The sequence below is a fragment of the Streptomyces marokkonensis genome (genome assembly GCF_039539045.1).
Classification (GTDB): Bacteria; Actinomycetota; Actinomycetes; order Streptomycetales; family Streptomycetaceae; genus Streptomyces; species Streptomyces marokkonensis.
Map to the genome: position 1 here is coordinate 8,498 of NZ_BAABCQ010000071.1, position 18,707 is coordinate 27,204.

Sequence of the window (18,707 nt, forward strand, 5' to 3'; positions counted from 1 at the left end):
GTTCGAATCTCGTATCCTCCGCCATTGCTCTCACCGGGCAATACGTCGAAGGGCCTCGCAGCTTGCTGCGGGGGCCTTCGACGTTGATGGTCTCAGTTCTGGTCTCGTTCGTTTCCGACATAAGAGACATTTCATTCCGCCGACTTGCCGTCGCCGGGTCGGGTCACAGGACATCGCCTTCACTCAGAAGCGGGTTTCTGCCGACTCAGGACGCAAGCGTCCCCCGCGATCCGCCATTCTGGGTCTGTGCAGGACCGATTCCGGTCGGAGACCACCGGCACTCGTCTTTGTGAGGTGTCCCCATCGGCAAGCCCAGTGGATCAACTCTGGCCGCGTGGCTGAGTGATCTGGAAGTCGACCGGCTTGAGCGGGTCCTTGCAGCTCGCCCGGATGAGATGGTCCTGACGGCGTACGAGTACCAGTGCGCCTTCTGCGGGTACGACGGCAGGATCGGCGCGGTGCCGGTCGGGCTTGAGGCCGCCCATGTGCGCTGGTGGGCGTTCGACGGACCGGACGACGTCGAGAACGGGCTGTGCCTGTGCTCGCTGCACCACAAGCTGTTCGACAAAGGCGTACTCGGTCTCGGCGAAGGCCATGGCAAGGGCCACCGCATCCTGGTCTCGCAGAGCTTCGTCGGCCACAGCACCGCCGCCCGCGAGCACGTCATCACGCTCGCCGGCCGTCCGCTCATCGGCCCCCAGCCGGGCGTCCGCCCCATCGCCGCCGCCCACCGTTCCTGGCACACCAGCCAGGTCTTCTACGGCAGCCCACGTCCCGCCACGAGCGCCTGACCGCCGACCTGGCGGTCACGAGAATTGCACTGGTAAGGAGCGCGATACCAGGAGTATGGTCGCTTGTATGGCGACGAAGAAGGTAACGGTGACGATTCCCGAGGATCTCCTGGACGAGATCCGTGCGGAGGCGGCAGAACGAGGGATGTCGGCGTACGTCGCCGAGGCGCTGCGCTTCAAGCGCGACCGGGACCGGCTGCGGGAGCTGTCGGACTGGCTGCAGGAGGAACACGGTCCTCTCACCGAGGAAGAGCGCACCACAGCGTTCGAGGAGTTGGAGGGCCTCGACGCCGAGCATGAGCGCCGGCGCGCCACCGGAACGCACGGCGCCGGAGAAGCCGCGTGAGGAAGCGGTCCGGCGAACCCGGGCAGCGGCCGCTACGCGTCTTCGTACTCGACTGCGAAGCCCTGTCCCTGGCCGTACGCGGCGACCGGAAGATGATCGCGTGGCTCGACCTCGCAGCCGGGGGTGAAGCCGAGGTCGTCACGTCTCCGATGACGCTGGTCGAGGCGTACGACGGCAGAACCACGGAGCAGCGCTGGGACTGGGTACTCTCCCGGCTCGAAGTCGCTGACATCGGGAAGGACGAGGCCCGCCAGGCCCGCCGCCTGCTGGCGGATGCCAATCTGCACGGCCACAAGTACGCGATCGACGCGATACTCGCCGTCATCGCGCGCCAGCAGAAGGGGCAGGTCACCGTCTTCACCTCTGATGTGGACGACCTGGAGAGGTTGGTTCCGGAGTCGATCGTCGTCAAGAAGGTATGACCGGCCTCCGGCCTCAGTTCTGTATTGCCATCAAGGCCCGCGAAGGCGCGGTAGCGCGCTGGGCACGAGGGGGCAGGCGACGCACGCGCGGACTGTCTCCTCCTGGCGGGCCGAGGCCCGGTGGTGCATGGTCCACAGCCGGGCCTGAGTGGTGCAGCTGATCGCAGCAGGTGTCCGACGGCCCATCCGTGGTCTCAGTTCTGGTCTCGTTCGCCTACGTACGGGGCCGTCCAACAGCCCATCCGTGGACCGCTCCGCCACAGGTCAGGACGTACATGACCCCCGACGGACCCTCAAGCGAACATTTGGAAAGCGTGTTGGGGGCAACCCCTCACGAGTTCGAATCTCGTATCCTCCGCCATTGCTCTCACCGGGCAATACGTCGAAGGGCCCCACCGCTTGCGGTGAGGCCCTTCGACGTTGGTGGTTGCAGTTGTCGGCTACCGACTGTTGAGGCCGGCCCGGCAGGTGCGGTCGCCCTCCTGCTCAGCAAAGGTGATCACGTCGTCCTCTTCTTCCGCCGGGACCGCGGGCAGGGGCGTCTCCTCGCCGACGATCTCCTTCCACAGCACACGATCGGCCGCCGACACCCGCATGTGCCGCCCAGCGCGGCCGCTGCCCCGACTGGGCACGTAGACCGGGACGCTCGCCCCTGTAGCGCCCGGGAGCACCAGGTCCCCGATTCAGACCGGCTTCTTGTCCGCTCCCGGGAACCAACCTCAGCGTCCGCTTCGTCCAGGGCACCGCACCGACCGGCACCGCGGCGGATCGGGTCGGTCACGGGCCGCGACCCGCGTCGGAGATGGCTGAAAAACCAGAGACTTCTTCCAGAAACACCTTCTGTGCCCATCGAGCCGACGGGCAGACTCGGTGCGTGTTCGCACCGCGTGTCCTCGCGGAGTTGCCGGGACGCGTGCCAGATCGCGCAGGCACGCCGGTGACTGCGCGGCGATCGGACGAAGGGGAGGAAAGTGAGCGGCATCGTGGTTCATCTGCCACTGCGGAGCGGCGAGGGCGGGGGCGAACCGTGCGGTGACCCCATGACGTTGCGGCTGGGCCCGGGAGAGACGGCGCGCTTTGGACGGGGCTCGGCGGGAGCCCCGGTCGAGCTCCGCCTCGACGACGCGGCGATCTCCCGGCTGGCGGGGGAGATCCGCGTGACGGACGACCACTGGCAGCTGAGCAACCACAGTACGAGCCAGAGCTACCTGGTCGAGAACCCGGAGGGTGCTGGGGAGTACCTGAGAGTGCCGCCCAGGCGCGCCGGAGCGCCCATCCCCTTCGAGTTCTCCCGAGTCGTGCTGCCCGCACGCGGCAGTACCGCCGTCTCCTTCCATGTGTTCGCCCCGGACCATGTCTACCTGCCCGGGGTCGGCTCGGACGACCAGTGGGGGAGTCGCACCGTCGCGGCCTACTCCTTGGACGAGACCGCGCTCTATTTCCTCGTACTGGTGGCGCTCTGCGAACCGCGCCTGCGCGACGAATCATCGGTCGCGGTGCCCACGACGCCTCAGATCGTCGAACGGCTGCGGGGTCACGACGCCTGCCGCCACCTGACGGCCCGGGCGATCAGTTCACACATCGACTACCTGGCCGACGAAAAGATGCGCATCGGCGATCCGGCGGAGCGCGGGCCCCGCACGGGGGCGCGCCGCAACGGCAAGCGGGAGGCGCTCGTCGGACTCGTGCTGCGTTTCTGGCTCGTCCGGGAGGAGCACCTGGCATTGCTGCCGCGGCGGGCGGGAGCCGCCCCCCGGGAGTGGAACACGCCATGACCGGACAGGCGCGTCGAAGCGGCCCGTGGCCCGGAGTGACGACGTTGTCCGGCCCGGCCGGCACAGCCGGACATGACGGTATGGAGCCGCTTCCGCGTGGCTACCGCGTCCTTGGTTGGGAGGTCACCGAGCCGATCGGGGCAGGCGGCTGGGCCAAGGTCTACGCGGGACGCCTCGTCAGTGGCGGTGGCCGCGACCGCGACCGCCACGGTGACGGCCGTCCGACAGGTCCCGAAGAGGTCGCGCTCAAGTTCCTTCCGACAGCCGGCCTCGCACCGCGCCAGGCCCGTAGCGTCGCGGAATCCGCACGCCGGGAGGTCGAACTCGGACGCCGTGCCGGCCATCCGAGGCTGATCCGCCTGCTGGACTTCGTCGTGCTCAGCGAACCCGGCCGACCGCTCCTCGACGGGGCGATCGTACTGATCATGGAACGGGCCGCGCGCAGTCTCCGGGATGTCCTCGGCAGGGGAGTCGCCGAAGCGGAAGGCGCGCGCCTGGTCGCGGGCGTCTGCGAGGGCGTGGCTCATCTGCACCGCAGTGGTTGGGTACACGGGGACCTCAAACCGGAGAACGTCCTCCTCATGGAGGACGGTTCCGTCAAGCTCTCCGATTTCGGACTGGCCGCTGAACTCACCGGCACCCACGGCACCCACGGCTATGCGCCCCCGATGGGAACCATGGACTACCTTCCGCCAGAGCGCCGGAAGGCTCCGCTCGGCGAGCACGGAGTCGAGTCCCGGCCGAGCACCGACATCTGGGCACTCGGTGTCCTGATGCACGAGGTGTTCGCCTCGGGCGTATCGCCGTTTCCCGGCGCCACCCCGATGGCGCGCGCCGCCGCCGTACAGGAGTACGCCGAAGGGCGGGCACGGCTGCGTATGGACGGTGCGGTGCCGCCGTTCTGGCATGCGCTGATCGCCGACTGCCTGGCCCCGACCCACGCGGCACGTGCCGCGCACACGGCCGAGAGCCTGCTCTCGCGTATCGCCGCGGGGCCGCCCGTCACCGACCGCGCGGGGAGGCGACCCGCGCCACGTCGGCGACGCGCCGTCCGTGCCCTCCTCGCGACCGGTGCGGTGTGCGCCGCGACCGCGGGTGCGTGGTGGTACGCCGGGCCGCCCGGCAACCTGGCGGGCCCCGTGGAGATCACGGTGTTCAACGCCGAACTCGCGTGCCAGGAGGCGGCGGAGCGGGACCCCGACTGCAGTCTCGGGCTGGCGATCGATCCCTGGGGTCCCTACACCGCAGACAATGTGGTGCCGACCCGCGTGTGGCACGGTGACGTCCTCACGGCCGACTGCGGGATCGCTCGAGGGACTCCCATCATCGACGAGGCGGACCGGCAGTCGTCCGAGTGGATCCGTGTCCGTCTCCCGAGCGGCTCCGCGCGGGACGCCGCCTGGCTGCCCGCGGTGCGGGCGGAGGGCCGGCCCGAGGTTCCCCGGTGCCGCCACCTGCCTCCTCGTGCTGACGGCGGCTCCGCGCCGGCCTCGTCGTAGCGCGCGGCTCCGCGCCGGCCCCTCCCGGTACGGAAGACCTGCCCCGTCACCGGCACAGCCCATCAGGGACCCGATGGCTCTGTCACTCCGGATCGTTCCGGATGCCGCCGCCTACGTCGGGCGACTACCTTCCGAGCGGGCGGAACCACCGACGCCACCACTCACCGGAACAATTCCCCGACCAGGAGGCGAAGTTGAGCAAGCAGCACCGCACCACCCGCAGAAACCTTCTCAAGGCCGTCGGCGGAGTCTCTGCGGCCACGGCCCTCGGCGGCGCGGGCGTCGCCGCGTCGGCCTCGTCGGCGAGCGCGGCCGCCCAGGGCGCCACCGCCGGTGACGGCTTCGGACTGCACATCGTGGACCGCATGGAGAGCGACCCCCGCATGTGGTACTACCGGTTCCAGACCGGTGCGATCGGCGGCTGGTCCCCGGCCGTCAACGTCCTGCTCCCCGACGACTACCACTGGAGCGGTCGCACGTATCCCGTCCTCTACCTCCTCCACGGCGGAGAGCAGGACTTCATCTCCTGGGACCGCTGGGGCATCCGTGCGGCGACCGCCGGCAAGCCGGTCATCGTGGTGATGCCCGACGGCGGACGCGCGGGCTGGTACTCCAACCCTGTCAGCACCAACGTCGGCGCCCGTAACTGGGAGCACTTCCACATCCAGCAGCTGATCCCGTGGATCGACGCGAACTTCCGGACGTACGCCGAATTCGACGGCCGCGCCGTCTCCGGTTTCTCGATGGGCGGCTTCGGCGCGCTGAAGTACGCGGCCAAATACTGGGGGCACTTCGCCTCGGTGAGTTCCCACTCCGGTCCGGCCAGCCTGCGCGGTCCCGTCGCCGGAGTGAACGGCGCGGTCGTGCACTGGGCCAACGCCTCGTCCGCGGCCGTCGAACTGGGCGGCGGCACGGTCTACGGCGCGCCGTTCTGGGACCAGGCCCGGGTCACCGCGGACAACCCGATCGAGCGGCTCGAGAGCTACCGGGGCAAGCGGGTCTTCATGATCGCCGGCACCAGCCCCGAGCCGACCTTCTGGGACACGTTCAACGAGGTCGGCGTGCTCGAAACCCAGCGGGAGTTCCGCGGTTTCCTCGACAGGGCGGGCATCCAGTACGAGTCGCACGAGAGGGAAGGCGGCCACAAGGTCGACCCCTGGTTCTTCGATCAGGACCTCAACGGCATCGTCGGCCGCCTCCGCAAGGCGTAGCCAGACAGCGGCGTCGCGGCGGCTGCCTCCGGGACCGGCCCCTTGGCGGCGCGACGGCGCGCCGGCGCGCCGGTCCCCACACCGACCGCCCCGGACGGACCGGCGATGCGTCTCCCCCACGGGCGCGTCAACGAATACCGACGCGAAATACACGTGCTCCGAGGCCAGTGGCCGGACCGCAGCACATCGAGACAGTGGAGCGCGGTGTCCGTCCGTGCCGACGGGACCGTGCCGGCAATCCGTCTCCGGGAGGAGTGCCCGTACCGACGGGGCCCTCGCGCGGACGGTCTCAGCTCTGGTCTCGTTCGCCCCCGTCCCACGCCGTTCGAGTGTGCCGCCACCACCGGCTCCGCGCCAGGTCAGGACACCCACACCCCCGCCGAACCACCAGGCGAACAGTTGGAAAGCGTGTCGGGGGCAACCCCTCACGAGTTCGAATCTCGTATCCTCCGCCAGTGCCTCACCGGGCACGAAGTCGAAGGGCCCCACCGCAAGCGGTGGGGCCCTTCGACTTGCATGGCCTGCGCTTCTCCAGCACCGCACTTCTAGTTCAGGCTCAGCAACCGGTCCCTGACCGCGGCGAGGACCTCCGCGCGGTCGCGCGGGCCGTTGTCGGCTGCGATGAGGTGGTTGCCGATGCGCAGCGAGAAGGTGATCAGACAGCGGGCCTCGACATCGCCCTCGTCGGGGCAGAAGGCCCCATAGAGCCGGCGCAGGTAGTCCATGCGGCGGTTGTCGGCCCTGCGCAGGCGCCGCGCCACGCCTTCGTCGCGCCGGGCCCAGTCGCGGATCGCGAGCTCGACCCCGGCGCTGGTCAGGGGCGCGCCGCCCGACCCAACGAAGTCGAAGAGCCGCCCGAGCCGCTCGCGGGCGTCGCCGCCGTCGCGCTCGATGTGCTCGATGACACCCTCGGTGACCCCGCGTTCCCAGACGTCCAGCATCTCCTCCAGCAGGGCGGCGCGGTTGCGGAAGTAGCCGTAGAAACCGCCCTTGCTGACGCCGAGCACCTGGGCGAGAACCTCGACCCGGACGGCCTCGGGGCCGCCGGCGGCGAGCGTCCGGAGCCCTTCGTCGATCCACTTGTCCCGCGGCGTACGGATCGCGCCCATACCGTGTCCCTCCTCACACACCCCGGCCAATATACGGAGGCGTATAGATCAGTCTATGCTCGTTCTGTACGCCACCGTATAGACAGGGAGCTGCCATGAGTGATCTGCGCCTTCCCTCGGGCGAACACACGTCCCGCCCCTGGCGGATCCACGAGATCGCCGACGACTTCCGGCTCGAGGACGTGTGGGCGCTGCCGACGCCGGGCGGCCCGGACGACCTGCGTCATCTGGTCGAGCAGATGGCGGGCGGCAAGGACGGTCCGGACGGCGGCAACCCCGTGGGCCGTTTTCTCTTCGCGGTGCGCTGGAAGCTCGGTGCGCTGCTCGGCTGGGACAAGCCGGACGCGGGCGTCGGCGGCCGGGTGAAGACACTGCGCGACCGGCTGCCGGACGACCTGCGCGAGGGGCCACGGGGGCCCGACCTCAGCTCGGTGCCCTTCACCTCGGTCTTCCAGACACACGACGAGTGGGCCGCGGAGTGCGCCAACAAGACCATGCACGGGGTGCTGCACCTCGGCTGGGTCCCCGACGGGAACGGCGGCTGGCGTGGCCAGCTGACCGTCCTGGTGAAGCCCAACGGCCGTCTCGGCTCCCTGTACATGCTCGGCATCAAGCCCTTCCGATACCTGGGGGTCTACCCGGCGCTGATGCGGTCGATCGGCCGGGAGTGGCGGGAGAACGCGGAGCACCGAGCGGCACGCTGACACCTTCCCTCCTCGGCGGTCCCGACCTGACGGTCGTCAGGGCCCGTCAGGGTCCACACGACCCTGACGGGCACTGACGATCCTGACCTGACGGCACTGACCCGGACTACTCCGCCTTCGCGAGGAACGCCTCCAGCCCCGACTCCGCGGAGGTGAAAGCCGCCTCACCCGCGTCGAGGGAGTCGTACACCAGGTGCACCGCCGCGTCGTCGATGCCGCAGAAGTTGGAGATCCCGGCCCGGAGGGTGCGGGTCACCGGGCCCTCCCAGTCCAGTCCGGCGAACTGGTCCCGGGTGTAACTGACCAGGCTGATCCAGAGCATCCGCTTGTCGCGCAGGCGGGGCCGTGCACTGCCGTAGGCGAAGCCGTGGTTCCAGACGCGGTCGATCCAGCCCTTGAGGATGGCCGGCGGCCCGAACCACCAGAGGGGGAAGACCACGACGATCGTGTCGGCGGCGGCGACGCGTCGCATGTGCGCGCGTACCTCCGGCGAGTACTCCTTGTCGGGGTCGGCCCAGTCCGGTTCGTCCGCCGGGGTCATCCGGGGGTCGAAGCCCTCGGCGTGCAGGTCCAGCACGTCGACGGTGAAGCCGTCCGCCGTGAGCCGGGCGTATGCACGGTGGGCGAGCTGAGCGGTCAGGGAGTCCGGGCGGGGATGGGCGTGGACGAGGAGGGCGTGTCCGGCGGAGGACGGAAGAGCGGGGGACGGAGGAGCGGGGCGGGGCAAGGGGCGGGAGGTGGTCGTGTTCTCGTACGTCATCGGGTCCCTCCCAGCCGGACCAGCATCTTGCCGGTGTTCGCGCCGCGCATCATGCCCAGGAAGGCGTCCGGCGCCCGCTCGATGCCCTCCTCGACGGTCACCTCGGTGTGCAGGGTGCCGTCTGCGAGCCAGGACGCGGCCTTGGGGATCCATTCGGCGAAGAGGTCGAGGTGATTGGTGACCAGCATCCCCCGCAGCGTCACCTCCTTGGCGGCCGCCGTGAAGAGGTTGCCGGGGCCCGGCGCGGCACCGGTGGCGTTGTAGCCGCTGATCGCGCCGACCATCGCGATCCTGCCGCCCGGACGCATGGCGTCGATGGCCGCCTCGAGGTGGTCTCCGGCCACGGCGTCCAGGTAGACGTCGACTCCCTCGGGGGCGGCCTTGGCCAGCTGCTCGGCGAGCGATCCCTGGCGGTGGTCGATCGCCGCGTCGTAACCGAAGTCGTCGATGAGCTTCCTGGTCTTGTGCGGGCCGCCCGCCGAGCCGATCACCCGGGAGGCGCCCAGCTTCCTGGCCAGTTGCCCGGCGACGCTGCCGACCGCACCCGCCGCGGCGGAGACGAACACGACGTCGCCCTCCCGCACCGGCGCGGTCCGGGTCAGGGCGGCGTAGGCGCTCAGTCCGGTGGTGCCCAGCGGGCCGAGGAACGCCTCCGCCGGGGCGATCGAGGTGTCGACGACGGTGGCCGACGCCGCGTCCAGGACGGCGTACTCCCGCCAGCCCCGGAAGTGCGTGACGGTCGCCCCGGCCGGGACGGACTCCGCGCGGGAGGCGAGCACTTCACCCACCGCGCTGCCCTCCAGAACGCCGCCGAGGGCGAAGGGCGGGATGTAGGACGGCGCGTCGTCCATCCGGCCGCGCATGTAGGGGTCCACCGACATCCAGGTGTTGCGGACCAGTACCTGCCCATCGGCGGGTGACGGCACGTCGGTGGTCGCGAACTCGAAGGTCTCCGGACCGGGTTCGCCGGCGGGGCGGGCGGCGAGGCGGATCTCGCGGGAGGTGGTCATGGTGTTTCCTTCCGTGGGTGCCGGTGGTGCGCGCCGGTGCTTGTCGGTACGTGGCTCTGTGCGGCTGTACGTGGCTGGGTAGGACTGGTGCGCGAGTGGACGCGGAGGTCGCGCCGCTGACCGGTCTCGGTCACGGGAACACCGTGCACGGGTCCGCGCACGGGAGGCTGACGCTCCGCGCACGGCCGCCGACGAGGCACGCACGGCCACCGACCAGGGCACGCACGGCCGCGCATGAGGCACCCACGGCCGCCGACAGGGTGCGCGTCGCCGTGGTCAGGGCGCGCATTACCGTGGCGGCATGCGTTTCGAGGTACTGGGGCCACTGACGGTGCGCACCGACGGCGGGGACCCGGTGTTCGTGACCGAGCCCAAGGTCCGGGCGCTGCTCGCCGACCTGCTGGTGCATCATGGCCGCCCGGTGCCGGTGGACCGGCTGATCGACGACCTCTGGGGCGAGGCGGTGCCCGGAAACCCCGGCAACTCCCTGCAGACCAAGGTCTCCCAGTTGCGCCGCACCCTGGCGGGGGCCGAGTCCGGCGCCCGGGCGCTGGTGGAGTACGGCCCGGCGGGCTACGCGCTGCGGGTGGCGGAGGACGCGGTGGACTCCGGCCTGTTCGGGCGGCTCACGACGCGTGCGAGGGAGGAGACCGACCCGCGGACGAAGGCGTCGTTACTGACGGAGGCGCTGGGGCTGTGGCGCGGTGAGGCTTTCGCCGAGTTCCGGGACTCGGGCTTCGCGCAGGCCGCGATCGCCGGTCTGGAGGAGCAACGGCTCACCGCGCGGGAAGAGCTCGCCGAGCTGCGGCTGGAGACCGGAGGACGCGCCGGCCATTCCACCCTCGCCGACGAATTGGGCCTGCTCGTCGGCGAGCATCCCCTGCGGCAACGGCTGTGCGCCGCCCACATGCGGGCCCTCTACCTCGCCGGCCGGCAGAGCGAGGCGCTGGCCGCCTATCGCGACCTGGAGCGGCGCTACGCCGATGAACTGGGCATCGACCCGGGCACCGACGTCACCGAACTGCACCAGGCGATGCTCCGGCAGGACCCCGGGCTCAGCCCCGGCCCCGGCCATGCCCCCGGCCATGCCCCCGGCCCTGGCCTCGGCCCTGGCCCCGGCCCTGGCCCCGGTACGGGCCATGCCCCCGGCCATGCCGCTCCGGCCGGCGGCGTGCCTCGTACGAACCTGCCCACGCCGGTGAGTTCGCTGGTCGGGCGCGAGGAAGCGGTCGCGCAGGTGTGCGCCCTGCTGGAGAACGGCCGCCTCGTCACGCTCACCGGACCCGGCGGCGTCGGCAAGACCCGGCTGGCCCTGGAGGCGGCGGCTCGGCTGACGGAGCGGGAAGCCGGCACCCACCCCGACGGCGTCTGGTTCGTGGAGCTCGCGGGAGCCACCACCGAGGTGGCGGAGACAGTGGCCGCCGCACTCGGCATACGCGACGACGCGGCACAGGAACTCGGCTTCGACACCCCTGGGAACACGGACGGCACGGTCCTGCCTCTGCTCGTCGAGGCGCTGCGGCCGCGCCGGACACTCCTCGTCCTCGACAACTGCGAGCACGTCGTCGGACCGGTCGCCGCGCTGGCCGAACACCTGCTGCGCCGGGCGCCCGGCGTACGCGTCCTCGCCACCAGCCAGGAACCGCTCGCCCTCTCCGGCGAAGTCCTGCACGCCGTCGCGCCGCTGACGGAGACCGAGGCCGTGGAGCTCTTCGCCGCGCGGGCCGCGGCCGCCGCGCCCGGTTTCGTCCTGGGGCCGGAGAACGCCGAGGCCGTCGCTCTCGTCTGCCGGCGCCTCGACGGCATTCCCCTCGCCCTCGAACTGGCCGCACCTCGCGTGCGGGCGCTCGGTGTGCACGCCCTGGCCGACCGCCTGCACGACCGTTTCCGGCTGCTGGGCCAGGTACGCCGGGACGCCCCGGCACGGCAGCGGACTCTGCGCGCGATGATCGACTGGAGCTGGGAACTGCTGTCCCCGGCCGAGCGGGCGGTCCTGCGCCGGCTGTCCGTGTTCGCCGGCGGGTTCACGCTGGAGTCCGCGGAGTCGGTCTGTGCCGTGGGGGACGCGCCCACGGATGACGGAACAGGAGAGACGGGGACAAGGGAGACGGGGACAAGGGAGAGGGGGGCGAGGGAGAGGGGGGCGAGCGAGGGGGACGTGCGGGCTGCGGACGTTCTCGACATCGTCACCCGGCTCGTGGACCGTTCCCTGCTCGTGCCGGCGTACGCCACCGACCGGGGCGACGGCACCCGCTACCGGATACTCGAATCGGTGGCCGCCTACGGGCTGGACCGGCTCGCGGACGCCGGCGAGACTCAGGACGTACGGCACAGGCACGCCCTCCACTTCGCCGGCCTCGCCGCGCACGCGGAACCGCTGCTGCACGGCCGCGACCAGCGCCGCCTGCTGCACCGCCTCGACGGTGAGACGCTCAACCTGCGGGCCGCGCTCGACCACGCCGCGGTGGACGGCGCCCCCGGCCTCGGGCTTCGGCTGGCCAACTCGCTGACCTGGTACTGGTATCTGCGCGGCCGTATGGGCGAAGCCGTCAGGTCCCTGGGGCGGGCGCTGGAGCGCGCGGACTCCGCGGGAGGCGCCGTCGTCCAGGACCCCGCCCATTCCGCGGCCCGGGTGCGCCGCGCCGCGCTCTCGCTGCTGACCGGGGACGACTCCTGGCTCGGCGAGTCCTTCGACGGCGCCGACGCACGGGGCCGGTGGCTGCTGGCCTTCGCGCGGTGCGGCTTCTGGGACCGGTCCGAGGAGAACCTCCTCACCGGAACGACCGACGCAACGGGCCGCACGATCACCGATGAGTTCCGCGAGCTCGGTGACCGCTGGGGTGAGGCCGCGGCGCTCAGCACCCGCGCCACCCAGGCGCTCTACGAGGGGAACCTGGAGGTGGTTCGGCGGTACGCCGAGCAGAGCGCGGCCCTCTTCACCGAACTCGGCGACCGGTGGGGTCAACTCCAGGCGTCGGAGCAGCTGGGCGTCATCGCCGAGGTCTCCGGGGACTACGGGGCCGCGGCCCGTCTGCACCAGGACGGCCTACGGGGTGCGGAGGAGCTCCAGCTGTGGTCGCACATGTCCTTCCGGCTGTCCAGGCTGGGGCGTATCGCGCTGCTGACCGGCGACTACGCGCGAGCCGCGGAACTCCACGAGCGTGCCAGACGCCTCGCGGCCGAGCAGTCGCACCGGTCCGCGGAACAGTTCGCGGAGACCGGCCTGGCCCTCGGCGCCCGCCGCAGCGGCGACCCGGACACCGCCGAGGCCCTGCTGACCCCTTGGCTGGAATGGAACCGTCGCCTCGGCGTGGACTCCGGAACCGCACTGGTCCTGGCACAACTCGGCTACGTCGCCGAGCAGCGGGGCGACGCGCGGCGCGCCGAGGCACTCCACCGGGACGGGCTCACGGCGGCCCTTCGCACCGGGGACCCCCGCGCCTTGGCGCTCGCCCTGGAGGGACTGGCCGGCGCGCGATCGGCCACGCCCCGGCCCGAACCCGACGCGTCCCGCACCGGACTCGACGCGCACCGGACCGAGCCCGCCGCGTCCCCCTACGAGCAAGCCGCGTCCCTGCTCGGCACGGCAGCCGCCCTCCGTGAATCGGCCGGCGCGCCCCTGCCCCGGGCCGAACGGGTCGACGTCGACCGAGCAGCCGGCCGGGCACGCGCGGTCCTGGGCGAGGAAGCCTTCACCGCCGCACTCACCCGTGGCCGGGCCCTCACCGCACAGGACCGAATACGCCTCCTCGGCCCGTCGCCCGAGCCCGGCGACGACCGCCCCGGCGACGACCGCCCCGGCGGGGCACGGCTCACTCCGCCGGCCGGCCCGCGCTGACGGAGGCGTGCTCCGATCCGTCCTCCGAGCCACCCTTCGAGCCACCCTTCGAGCCACCTCGCCGAAAGCCTCACCGGGCTCGCTACCGCTCGATCCTGATCCGCCTCGTCCCGCTCACCTGGTCGGTCTCCGACACCCGGACTGTCGTCTTCATCGTCCAGGCGCCGGAGAGGGGCAGGGTGAGGGAGTTGGCGCTCCAGTAGCCGCCCCGGTCGACGAGTTCCGCGCCGATCGGGCCGACCTCGCGGTCGGGCAGGGTGAAGGAGAGGCGCAGTTCGGGTACGGCGGCCAGGCTGCCGTCGGGACCGAAGACCACTGCCTGCACGGCGTTGTCGCCGGTGCGGCCCGGGTCCAGGGTGATCTGGACAGTGCCCCGGCCGGAGCCGCCGACGTCGAAGGGAATCGTGGTGACGGGCGCCGGCAGCACCCCGCCCCCCGGCACGGCCCGCGCCGCAGCCTCGGCCGTGGCCCTGCCCGGCGGGGTGCCGGTGAGCACGGTGGTGACCACCAGAGCCAGCGGCCCGCCCACCGGCTCCGGCACCCGCTCACGTACGGCCGTCTCCGCACTCACTCCTACCGCCGGCGCCCCCACCCCCGTCATGCCCTCCGCCGGCACCGCCGACACCCACGCGGCCGTCCACCGTCGCGAGACCGCCGCCGCGGCCAGCAGCACGGCCACCCCGGCGAGCTTCGCGAGCAGCAACCTGCCGTACGTCGTCCCCGTGAGCGCCGGCCAGGAGTCGAGGCCCCGCCAGGACTGGTAGACGCCGGAGACGACCAGGACGGTCACGGAGGCGAAGGCGATCCGGGAGAAACGGGCGACCGTGCCGGCGTCCGGACGGCCGCGCAGGGTGAGGAGCAGGGCCACGAGGCCGCCCGGCCGGACCGCGGTGGCCAGCAGATGCAGCACGGACGACGTCATCGCGACCGGCACCTGGATCCCGGCGGCGGCGTGCTCGGTGGCGGCCCAGGTCAGGGCGAGGCCGACCGCCAACGCGGCGCCCCCGGCCGCCGTGAGGACAGTGCGCTCCCGGCGACATCCCCCGCGGGCCGTGCGGAGCAGCAGCAGCGCGACACCCCGTGACTCAACGGATGCCGGGCCGGGTCCTCACCACGCCGGGCGGGCCGTCACCCCGCCGTCCACCACGAGGTCGTGTCCGGTGACCCAGGACGCCAGCCGCGACGCCAGGAACACACAGGCGTCGCCCACGTCCTCCGGCCGCCCCAGCCGTCCCGTGGGTGCCGCCTCCCGCCACCTGCGTACGCCGTCCGGCCAGGCGTCGGCCAGCCCCTCCCGGTCGATGAGGCCGGGCGACACGGTGTTGACCCTCACTCCCCACGGGCCGTACTCCAGCGCCGCCGAACGGGCGTGCATCACGACCGCTGCCTTGGAGGCGCTGTAGTGCGCGTGGGCGGGTGCGGGGGCGCCCGCCTCGATGGACGCGATGTGGGTGACCGTGCCGCCGCCGTCCTGGGCCCGCATGATCCGGGCGGCGGCCTGTGTGCACGCGAAGACACTGGTGAGGTTGGTGTCCACCACCGTCCGCCACTCGGCGGCCGTCATGCCGGGCAGTTCCCGCAGCGGCTGCACGCCCGCGTTGTTGACCAGCGCGGTCAACCGTCCACCGGGCCCTCCGTGCCCCTCACGCCCCTCATGCCCCCCGCGCTCGCCGCGCTCGCCGCGCTCGCCGCGCCCCCCGCATCGGCCGCCCCAGTCGGCGGCCTCCTCGACGAGCCGCCGGCAGGCGTCCTCGTCGAGGAGGTCGGCCCGCAGGACAGTCGCCTGTCCGCCGCGCTCCCGGATCCGCGCGGCCACGTCCCGCGCCGCCTCCACCGCCGTACGGCAGTGCACCGCGACCGCCGCGCCCTCCTCGGCGAACCGCAGCGCGATGCCCCGGCCGATGCCGCCGCCCGCGCCGGTGACCAGGGCGACCTGACCGTCGAGGAGGTTCATGGGCGGCACAGTTCCACGATCCGCCGGGCGGCCGCCGGATAGCGCGCCGTGAGACCGGCCGCGTCGCCGTGCTCGTAGTCCCCGTAGGTGAACCCGGGCGCCATCGTGCACCCGAACAACGACCACGTGCCGCCCGCCGCCACCCGGCCGCCCATCCAGGTCCCCGCGGGGACGGTGGACTGCACGTGCTGCCCGCCGAGGACGTCCGGTCCCAGCACCGCCGTACGCGCGCCGCCGTCCGGGGCGAGGAGCAGCAGTTCCAGCGGGTCGCCGAGGTAGAAGTGCCAGACCTCGTCGATGGGCAGGCGGTGCAGGGCGGAGAAGTCACCCGGACGGGCCGTCAGCAGTGCCACGATGGCCGAGCCCGCCGGGCGCCCGTCCGGGCGCTCGGGGCCGGCCCAGGTGCGCCGGAACAGGCCGCCCTCACGGGGGATCGGCTCCAGTCCGTAGTGCGCGATCAGGTCCTCGGCGGTCGGCGGGGGCGGCGTCACGCCGGGAAGGCTACCTCTCGGCGGAGGAAGGCGAGCTGCGCCTTCTTCTCCGGCAGGTACACGTCCGGCAGGTCGACCTCGGGCAGTACGACCGCCGGTCCGGCGGTGAAGCCCTGCTTGAGGAAGCGCGCGATCGCCTTCTCGTTGCCGACGTCCGGGTCGACCACGATCCGCTTCCGGTCCAGACCCAGCAGGACGTACGCCATCAGGGCCCCCGCGAGCGCGGCGGTCCAGCCGGGCCGCGCGCCCTCGGTCCCGGCGGGGGCGAGCAGCAGGTGGACGCCGATGTCGCCGGGTTCGACGTCGTAGCACTCGCTCACCCGGTCGGCCCCGGGCTCGTAGGTCTGGAACACGGCGACGGGCGCGCCGTCCTTCACCACCAGGAAGGCGTGGTGGGTGTCGAGCGTGTCCATGTGGGCGTAGACCCCGGCGACCTGATCGGGTGTGAGGTCGTTCATGCCCCAGAAGGCGGCCCGCTCCTCGCTCACCCAGCGGTGGACCACGGTGGCGTCCGCGGCGGCGTCGAGGGGGAGGACGCGGACGGTGCCGAAGCCGGCGAGGTCCTGCTCGTGGACGGCGACGCGGGAGGCGTACGGGGACGGGGACGGCGGCAGGGCCGGGGACGGCGGCAGGGACGGCGGCGGCGGCAGGGACGGCGGCGGCGATGGCGCCAGGGACTGCGAGGACGTGTGCGGGTCAGACATCGGTTTCCTTCGTGAGGCGGGCGAAGTCGGTGACCACCGGCACCAGTTCCCCGTCGAGCCACGGCTGTCGCTGGTCGCGGTGGTGGGGGGAGCCGGGGACGCCGGACGCGCCGAGGGGTACCACCCAGCGGCTGTCCCGCCGGTCGGCCAGGTCCCAGACGTACCGCGCGGCCGGGCCGCGCGCGGCCCGGTCGGTGAGGCCGGGGACGGCGGAGGTGCACAGCACGCAGTCGTGGTCGCCGGACAGACCGGGTTCCTCCCCGTGGGTGGTGTCCGGCAGCGCCCGCCAGGGGGCGAGGCGGTGGGTGTCGCCCCAGGTACCGGCGGGCGGCCGGGCGGCGACTTCCTCCAGCGCCGCGCGGACGGCCCCCGCGCGGTCGATGCCGTACAGGTCCGGGGCGCGCAGCAGGTGTTCGAGGGCGTAGCCGACGCGCGGCACGAGGGCGAGCCACGGCAGCAGCACCTCGGGGTACGCGGGCGGCACGGACGCCGCGGCGAGGACCGGATGCGCGGCCAGTCGCCGTACGACCGCTCCGCGCACGGCCGCGTACACCGCCGCGTCGGTGCTGTCGGCGTCCATGCGCCGGTCCCAGGCCAGGAGGCGGTCGCGCAGGGCGGCGGCCTCGGGGGCCAGGTCGTCCAGGGCTGCCAGGCGGTCGAGCAGGGGGGCGGCCGAGGCGAGGTGGGTGTCCGTGTGGATCGCGGGCATGCCGGCGGCCGACCAGCGCTCCTTCCCGGCGAGCAGGGCGGCGATGCGGTCGGCGCGGTGCGGCGGGGCGAACTCGACGCCGAGCGGGGTGGCCGGGCCGCGCTGGTTGGCCATCACGGCGACGCCGTCGGTGAGCCCGGCGCGGGGCGGGGTGTGCCAGCCCTCCCACTCGTGGCCGGGTTCCCAGGCGGGCACCGGACGCAGGGTGTTGGCGTCGGACCGCGACGGTACCCGCCCCGCGACCCGGTGCAGCAGCCCGCCCTCGGTGTCGGCGGCCTGCACGACGTTGACCGGCTCGGCCCACGCGTCCAGGGCGCGGTCCACGTCGGCGACCCGCCGGGCCCGCAGCAGCGGCAGCAGAGCGCCGAAGCCGAGGTCGGCGGTGACGCGGGGCGGGTGGCGCAGGGTGAGGGCGGTGGGGGTGCCGTCGTCGAGACCCTCGGGTCCGCCGGCGATGACCGGGCCCCGGTCGGTCTCGATGACCTCGACCTCGACGTTCTCCTCCCCCGCCTCCCCCGCGACCCGGATCGTCTCCGTGTGCCGGGCGGCGCGGTGCCAGGTGCCGTCGGGGCCGAGCGCCTCGACGCCGGCGCCGGTGCGGCGCAGCCGCTCGCGGTAGAGGTCCTGGTAGTCGGCCATGGCGTTGGTGATGGCCCAGGCGACGGTGCCGGTGTGGCCGAAGTGGGCGATGCCGGGGACGCCGGGCACGGCGAGGCCGACGACGTCGAACTCCGGGCAGGACAGGTGGATCTGCTGGTAGACGCCGGGGTCCTCGATGAAGCGGTGCGGATCGCCGGCGATGAGCGCGTGTCCGGTCACGGTCCGTTCGCCGCTCACCAGCCAGCCGTTACTGCCGGCGGTGCCGGGCCCGTCGGCGGCGAACAGGGCGACGGCGTCCGGGCCGAGGTGCGCGGTGATGTGCTCGCGCCAAAGCTTGGCGGGGAAGCCCGCGAAGAGGATGTGCGTGGCGAGCCAGATGCCGAGCGGGGTCCAGGGCTCCCAGCGGCCGGGGGCGAGGCCGGTGCGCGCGAACTCGGGGGTGGACGGCCCGGTTCCGGTCAGCCCCTGGTTGACGCCGTCGACGTACGCCCGCACCCAGGCGGCCGTCTCCGGATCCTTCTCCTCCAGGGCGGCGAAGCAGCGGCGGGCGGTGTCCGCGAGCCGGGCCCGCCTCACGAGCCGGTCCCAGGACAGGGCCTCGGGCCCGAGGAAGGACGCGGAGGTGCCCTGCGCCCGGTGCCGCTCGACCTCCAGCTGCCAGGCCCGGTCACGGGCGGTCACCCGGCCCTGGGCGCGGGCGAGTTCGACCGCGTTGTCCGCGCGCAGGTGCGGGATCCCCCAGGCGTCGCGGTATGTCTCGGCGCTCACCCCTGTGCCCCCACTT

Annotated in this window: 15 protein-coding genes, 1 tRNA gene and 2 pseudogenes (1 of these 18 cut by a window edge); 9 read left to right on the forward strand and 9 right to left on the reverse strand. The window is 72.7% G+C overall.

The genetic code is table 11. The annotated features are described in order from the left end of the window. The 4 genes and pseudogenes from ABEA26_RS18955 to ABEA26_RS18970 form a co-directional block, all read left to right on the forward strand. Positions 1-24: transfer RNA gene (locus ABEA26_RS18955), tRNA-Ser, on the forward strand (it extends 164 nt beyond the left edge of the window). Positions 25-392: 368 nt separating this feature from the next. Then, positions 393-791 (forward strand): annotated as a pseudogene (locus ABEA26_RS18960) (HNH endonuclease); the annotation flags it as partial. 67 nt (positions 792-858) lie between these two features. Further along, positions 859-1,137, forward strand: coding sequence for a ribbon-helix-helix domain-containing protein (locus ABEA26_RS18965; RefSeq protein WP_173314244.1), 279 nt, complete (start codon positions 859-861; stop codon positions 1,135-1,137). Next, positions 1,134-1,559: a type II toxin-antitoxin system VapC family toxin gene (locus tag ABEA26_RS18970; protein WP_345593741.1), complete on the forward strand. Its 426-nt coding sequence runs from the start codon at positions 1,134-1,136 to the stop codon at positions 1,557-1,559. The genes ABEA26_RS18965 and ABEA26_RS18970 overlap by 4 nt, the downstream gene beginning before the upstream one ends. Before the next feature lie 440 nt (positions 1,560-1,999). On the opposite strand, the gene ABEA26_RS18975 is transcribed toward ABEA26_RS18970, so the two are convergent. Continuing rightward, positions 2,000-2,191 carry a hypothetical protein gene (locus ABEA26_RS18975; protein ID WP_345593742.1) on the reverse strand — a complete coding sequence of 64 codons (192 nt, stop codon included), beginning with the start codon at positions 2,189-2,191 and terminating at the stop codon, positions 2,000-2,002. 339 nt (positions 2,192-2,530) lie between these two features. Here ABEA26_RS18975 and ABEA26_RS18980 point away from each other — a divergent pair, with 339 nt between their 5' ends. The 3 genes from ABEA26_RS18980 (at position 2,531) to ABEA26_RS18990 (ending at position 6,044) form a co-directional block, all read left to right on the forward strand. Beyond that, complete coding sequence (locus ABEA26_RS18980; RefSeq protein ID WP_345593743.1) at positions 2,531-3,334, forward strand: serine/threonine protein kinase; 804 nt, start codon at positions 2,531-2,533, stop codon at positions 3,332-3,334. A gap of 80 nt (positions 3,335-3,414) precedes the next feature. Beyond that, positions 3,415-4,833 (forward strand): serine/threonine-protein kinase, encoded by a 1,419-nt coding sequence (locus ABEA26_RS18985; RefSeq protein WP_345593745.1) that lies wholly within the window; start codon positions 3,415-3,417, stop codon positions 4,831-4,833. A 194-nt stretch (positions 4,834-5,027) separates the two neighbouring features. Beyond that, positions 5,028-6,044, forward strand: coding sequence for an alpha/beta hydrolase (locus ABEA26_RS18990; RefSeq protein WP_345593746.1), 1,017 nt, complete (start codon positions 5,028-5,030; stop codon positions 6,042-6,044). Between the two features lie 545 nt (positions 6,045-6,589). Here the strand turns inward: ABEA26_RS18990 and ABEA26_RS18995 are convergent. Further along, entirely contained in the window at positions 6,590-7,153 is a 564-nt protein-coding gene (locus tag ABEA26_RS18995) for a TetR family transcriptional regulator (RefSeq protein ID WP_345593748.1), read from the reverse strand. Positions 7,154-7,248: 95 nt separating this feature from the next. On the opposite strand from ABEA26_RS18995, the gene ABEA26_RS19000 reads away from it, so the two are divergent. After that, positions 7,249-7,857 carry a DUF2867 domain-containing protein gene (locus ABEA26_RS19000; protein WP_345593750.1) on the forward strand — a complete coding sequence of 203 codons (609 nt, stop codon included), beginning with the start codon at positions 7,249-7,251 and terminating at the stop codon, positions 7,855-7,857. 106 nt (positions 7,858-7,963) lie between these two features. On the opposite strand, the gene ABEA26_RS19005 is transcribed toward ABEA26_RS19000, so the two are convergent. Together ABEA26_RS19005 and ABEA26_RS19010 are read right to left on the reverse strand one after the other, a co-directional pair. After that, on the reverse strand, positions 7,964-8,617 hold the full coding sequence (locus ABEA26_RS19005) for an NAD(P)H oxidoreductase (RefSeq protein ID WP_345593752.1): 654 nt from the start codon (positions 8,615-8,617) through the stop codon (positions 7,964-7,966). After that, the gene (locus ABEA26_RS19010; RefSeq protein WP_345593753.1) at positions 8,614-9,627 is read right to left on the reverse strand and encodes an NADP-dependent oxidoreductase; all 1,014 of its coding nucleotides are present in this window, start codon (positions 9,625-9,627) and stop codon (positions 8,614-8,616) included. The genes ABEA26_RS19005 and ABEA26_RS19010 overlap by 4 nt, the downstream gene beginning before the upstream one ends. A gap of 301 nt (positions 9,628-9,928) precedes the next feature. Here ABEA26_RS19010 and ABEA26_RS19015 point away from each other — a divergent pair, with 301 nt between their 5' ends. Further along, on the forward strand, positions 9,929-13,465 hold the full coding sequence (locus ABEA26_RS19015; protein ID WP_345593754.1) for an AfsR/SARP family transcriptional regulator: 3,537 nt from the start codon (positions 9,929-9,931) through the stop codon (positions 13,463-13,465). Positions 13,466-13,547: 82 nt separating this feature from the next. On the opposite strand, the pseudogene ABEA26_RS19020 reads toward ABEA26_RS19015, so the two are convergent. The 5 genes and pseudogenes from ABEA26_RS19020 to ABEA26_RS19040 form a co-directional block, all read right to left on the reverse strand. Beyond that, positions 13,548-14,540: pseudogene (locus tag ABEA26_RS19020) on the reverse strand (copper resistance D family protein); the annotation flags it as partial. A gap of 33 nt (positions 14,541-14,573) precedes the next feature. Beyond that, positions 14,574-15,419 carry an SDR family NAD(P)-dependent oxidoreductase gene (locus tag ABEA26_RS19025; RefSeq protein WP_345593755.1) on the reverse strand — a complete coding sequence of 282 codons (846 nt, stop codon included), beginning with the start codon at positions 15,417-15,419 and terminating at the stop codon, positions 14,574-14,576. Beyond that, positions 15,416-15,910 (reverse strand): cupin domain-containing protein, encoded by a 495-nt coding sequence (locus ABEA26_RS19030; RefSeq protein ID WP_345593756.1) that lies wholly within the window; start codon positions 15,908-15,910, stop codon positions 15,416-15,418. The genes ABEA26_RS19025 and ABEA26_RS19030 overlap by 4 nt, the downstream gene beginning before the upstream one ends. Beyond that, entirely contained in the window at positions 15,907-16,614 is a 708-nt protein-coding gene (locus tag ABEA26_RS19035; protein WP_425587863.1) for a GNAT family N-acetyltransferase, read from the reverse strand. Before ABEA26_RS19035 ends, ABEA26_RS19030 begins: the two co-directional genes overlap by 4 nt. Next, the gene (locus ABEA26_RS19040; RefSeq protein WP_345593757.1) at positions 16,607-18,691 is read right to left on the reverse strand and encodes a penicillin acylase family protein; all 2,085 of its coding nucleotides are present in this window, start codon (positions 18,689-18,691) and stop codon (positions 16,607-16,609) included. The genes ABEA26_RS19035 and ABEA26_RS19040 overlap by 8 nt, the downstream gene beginning before the upstream one ends. Positions 18,692-18,707: the final 16 nt, after the last annotated feature.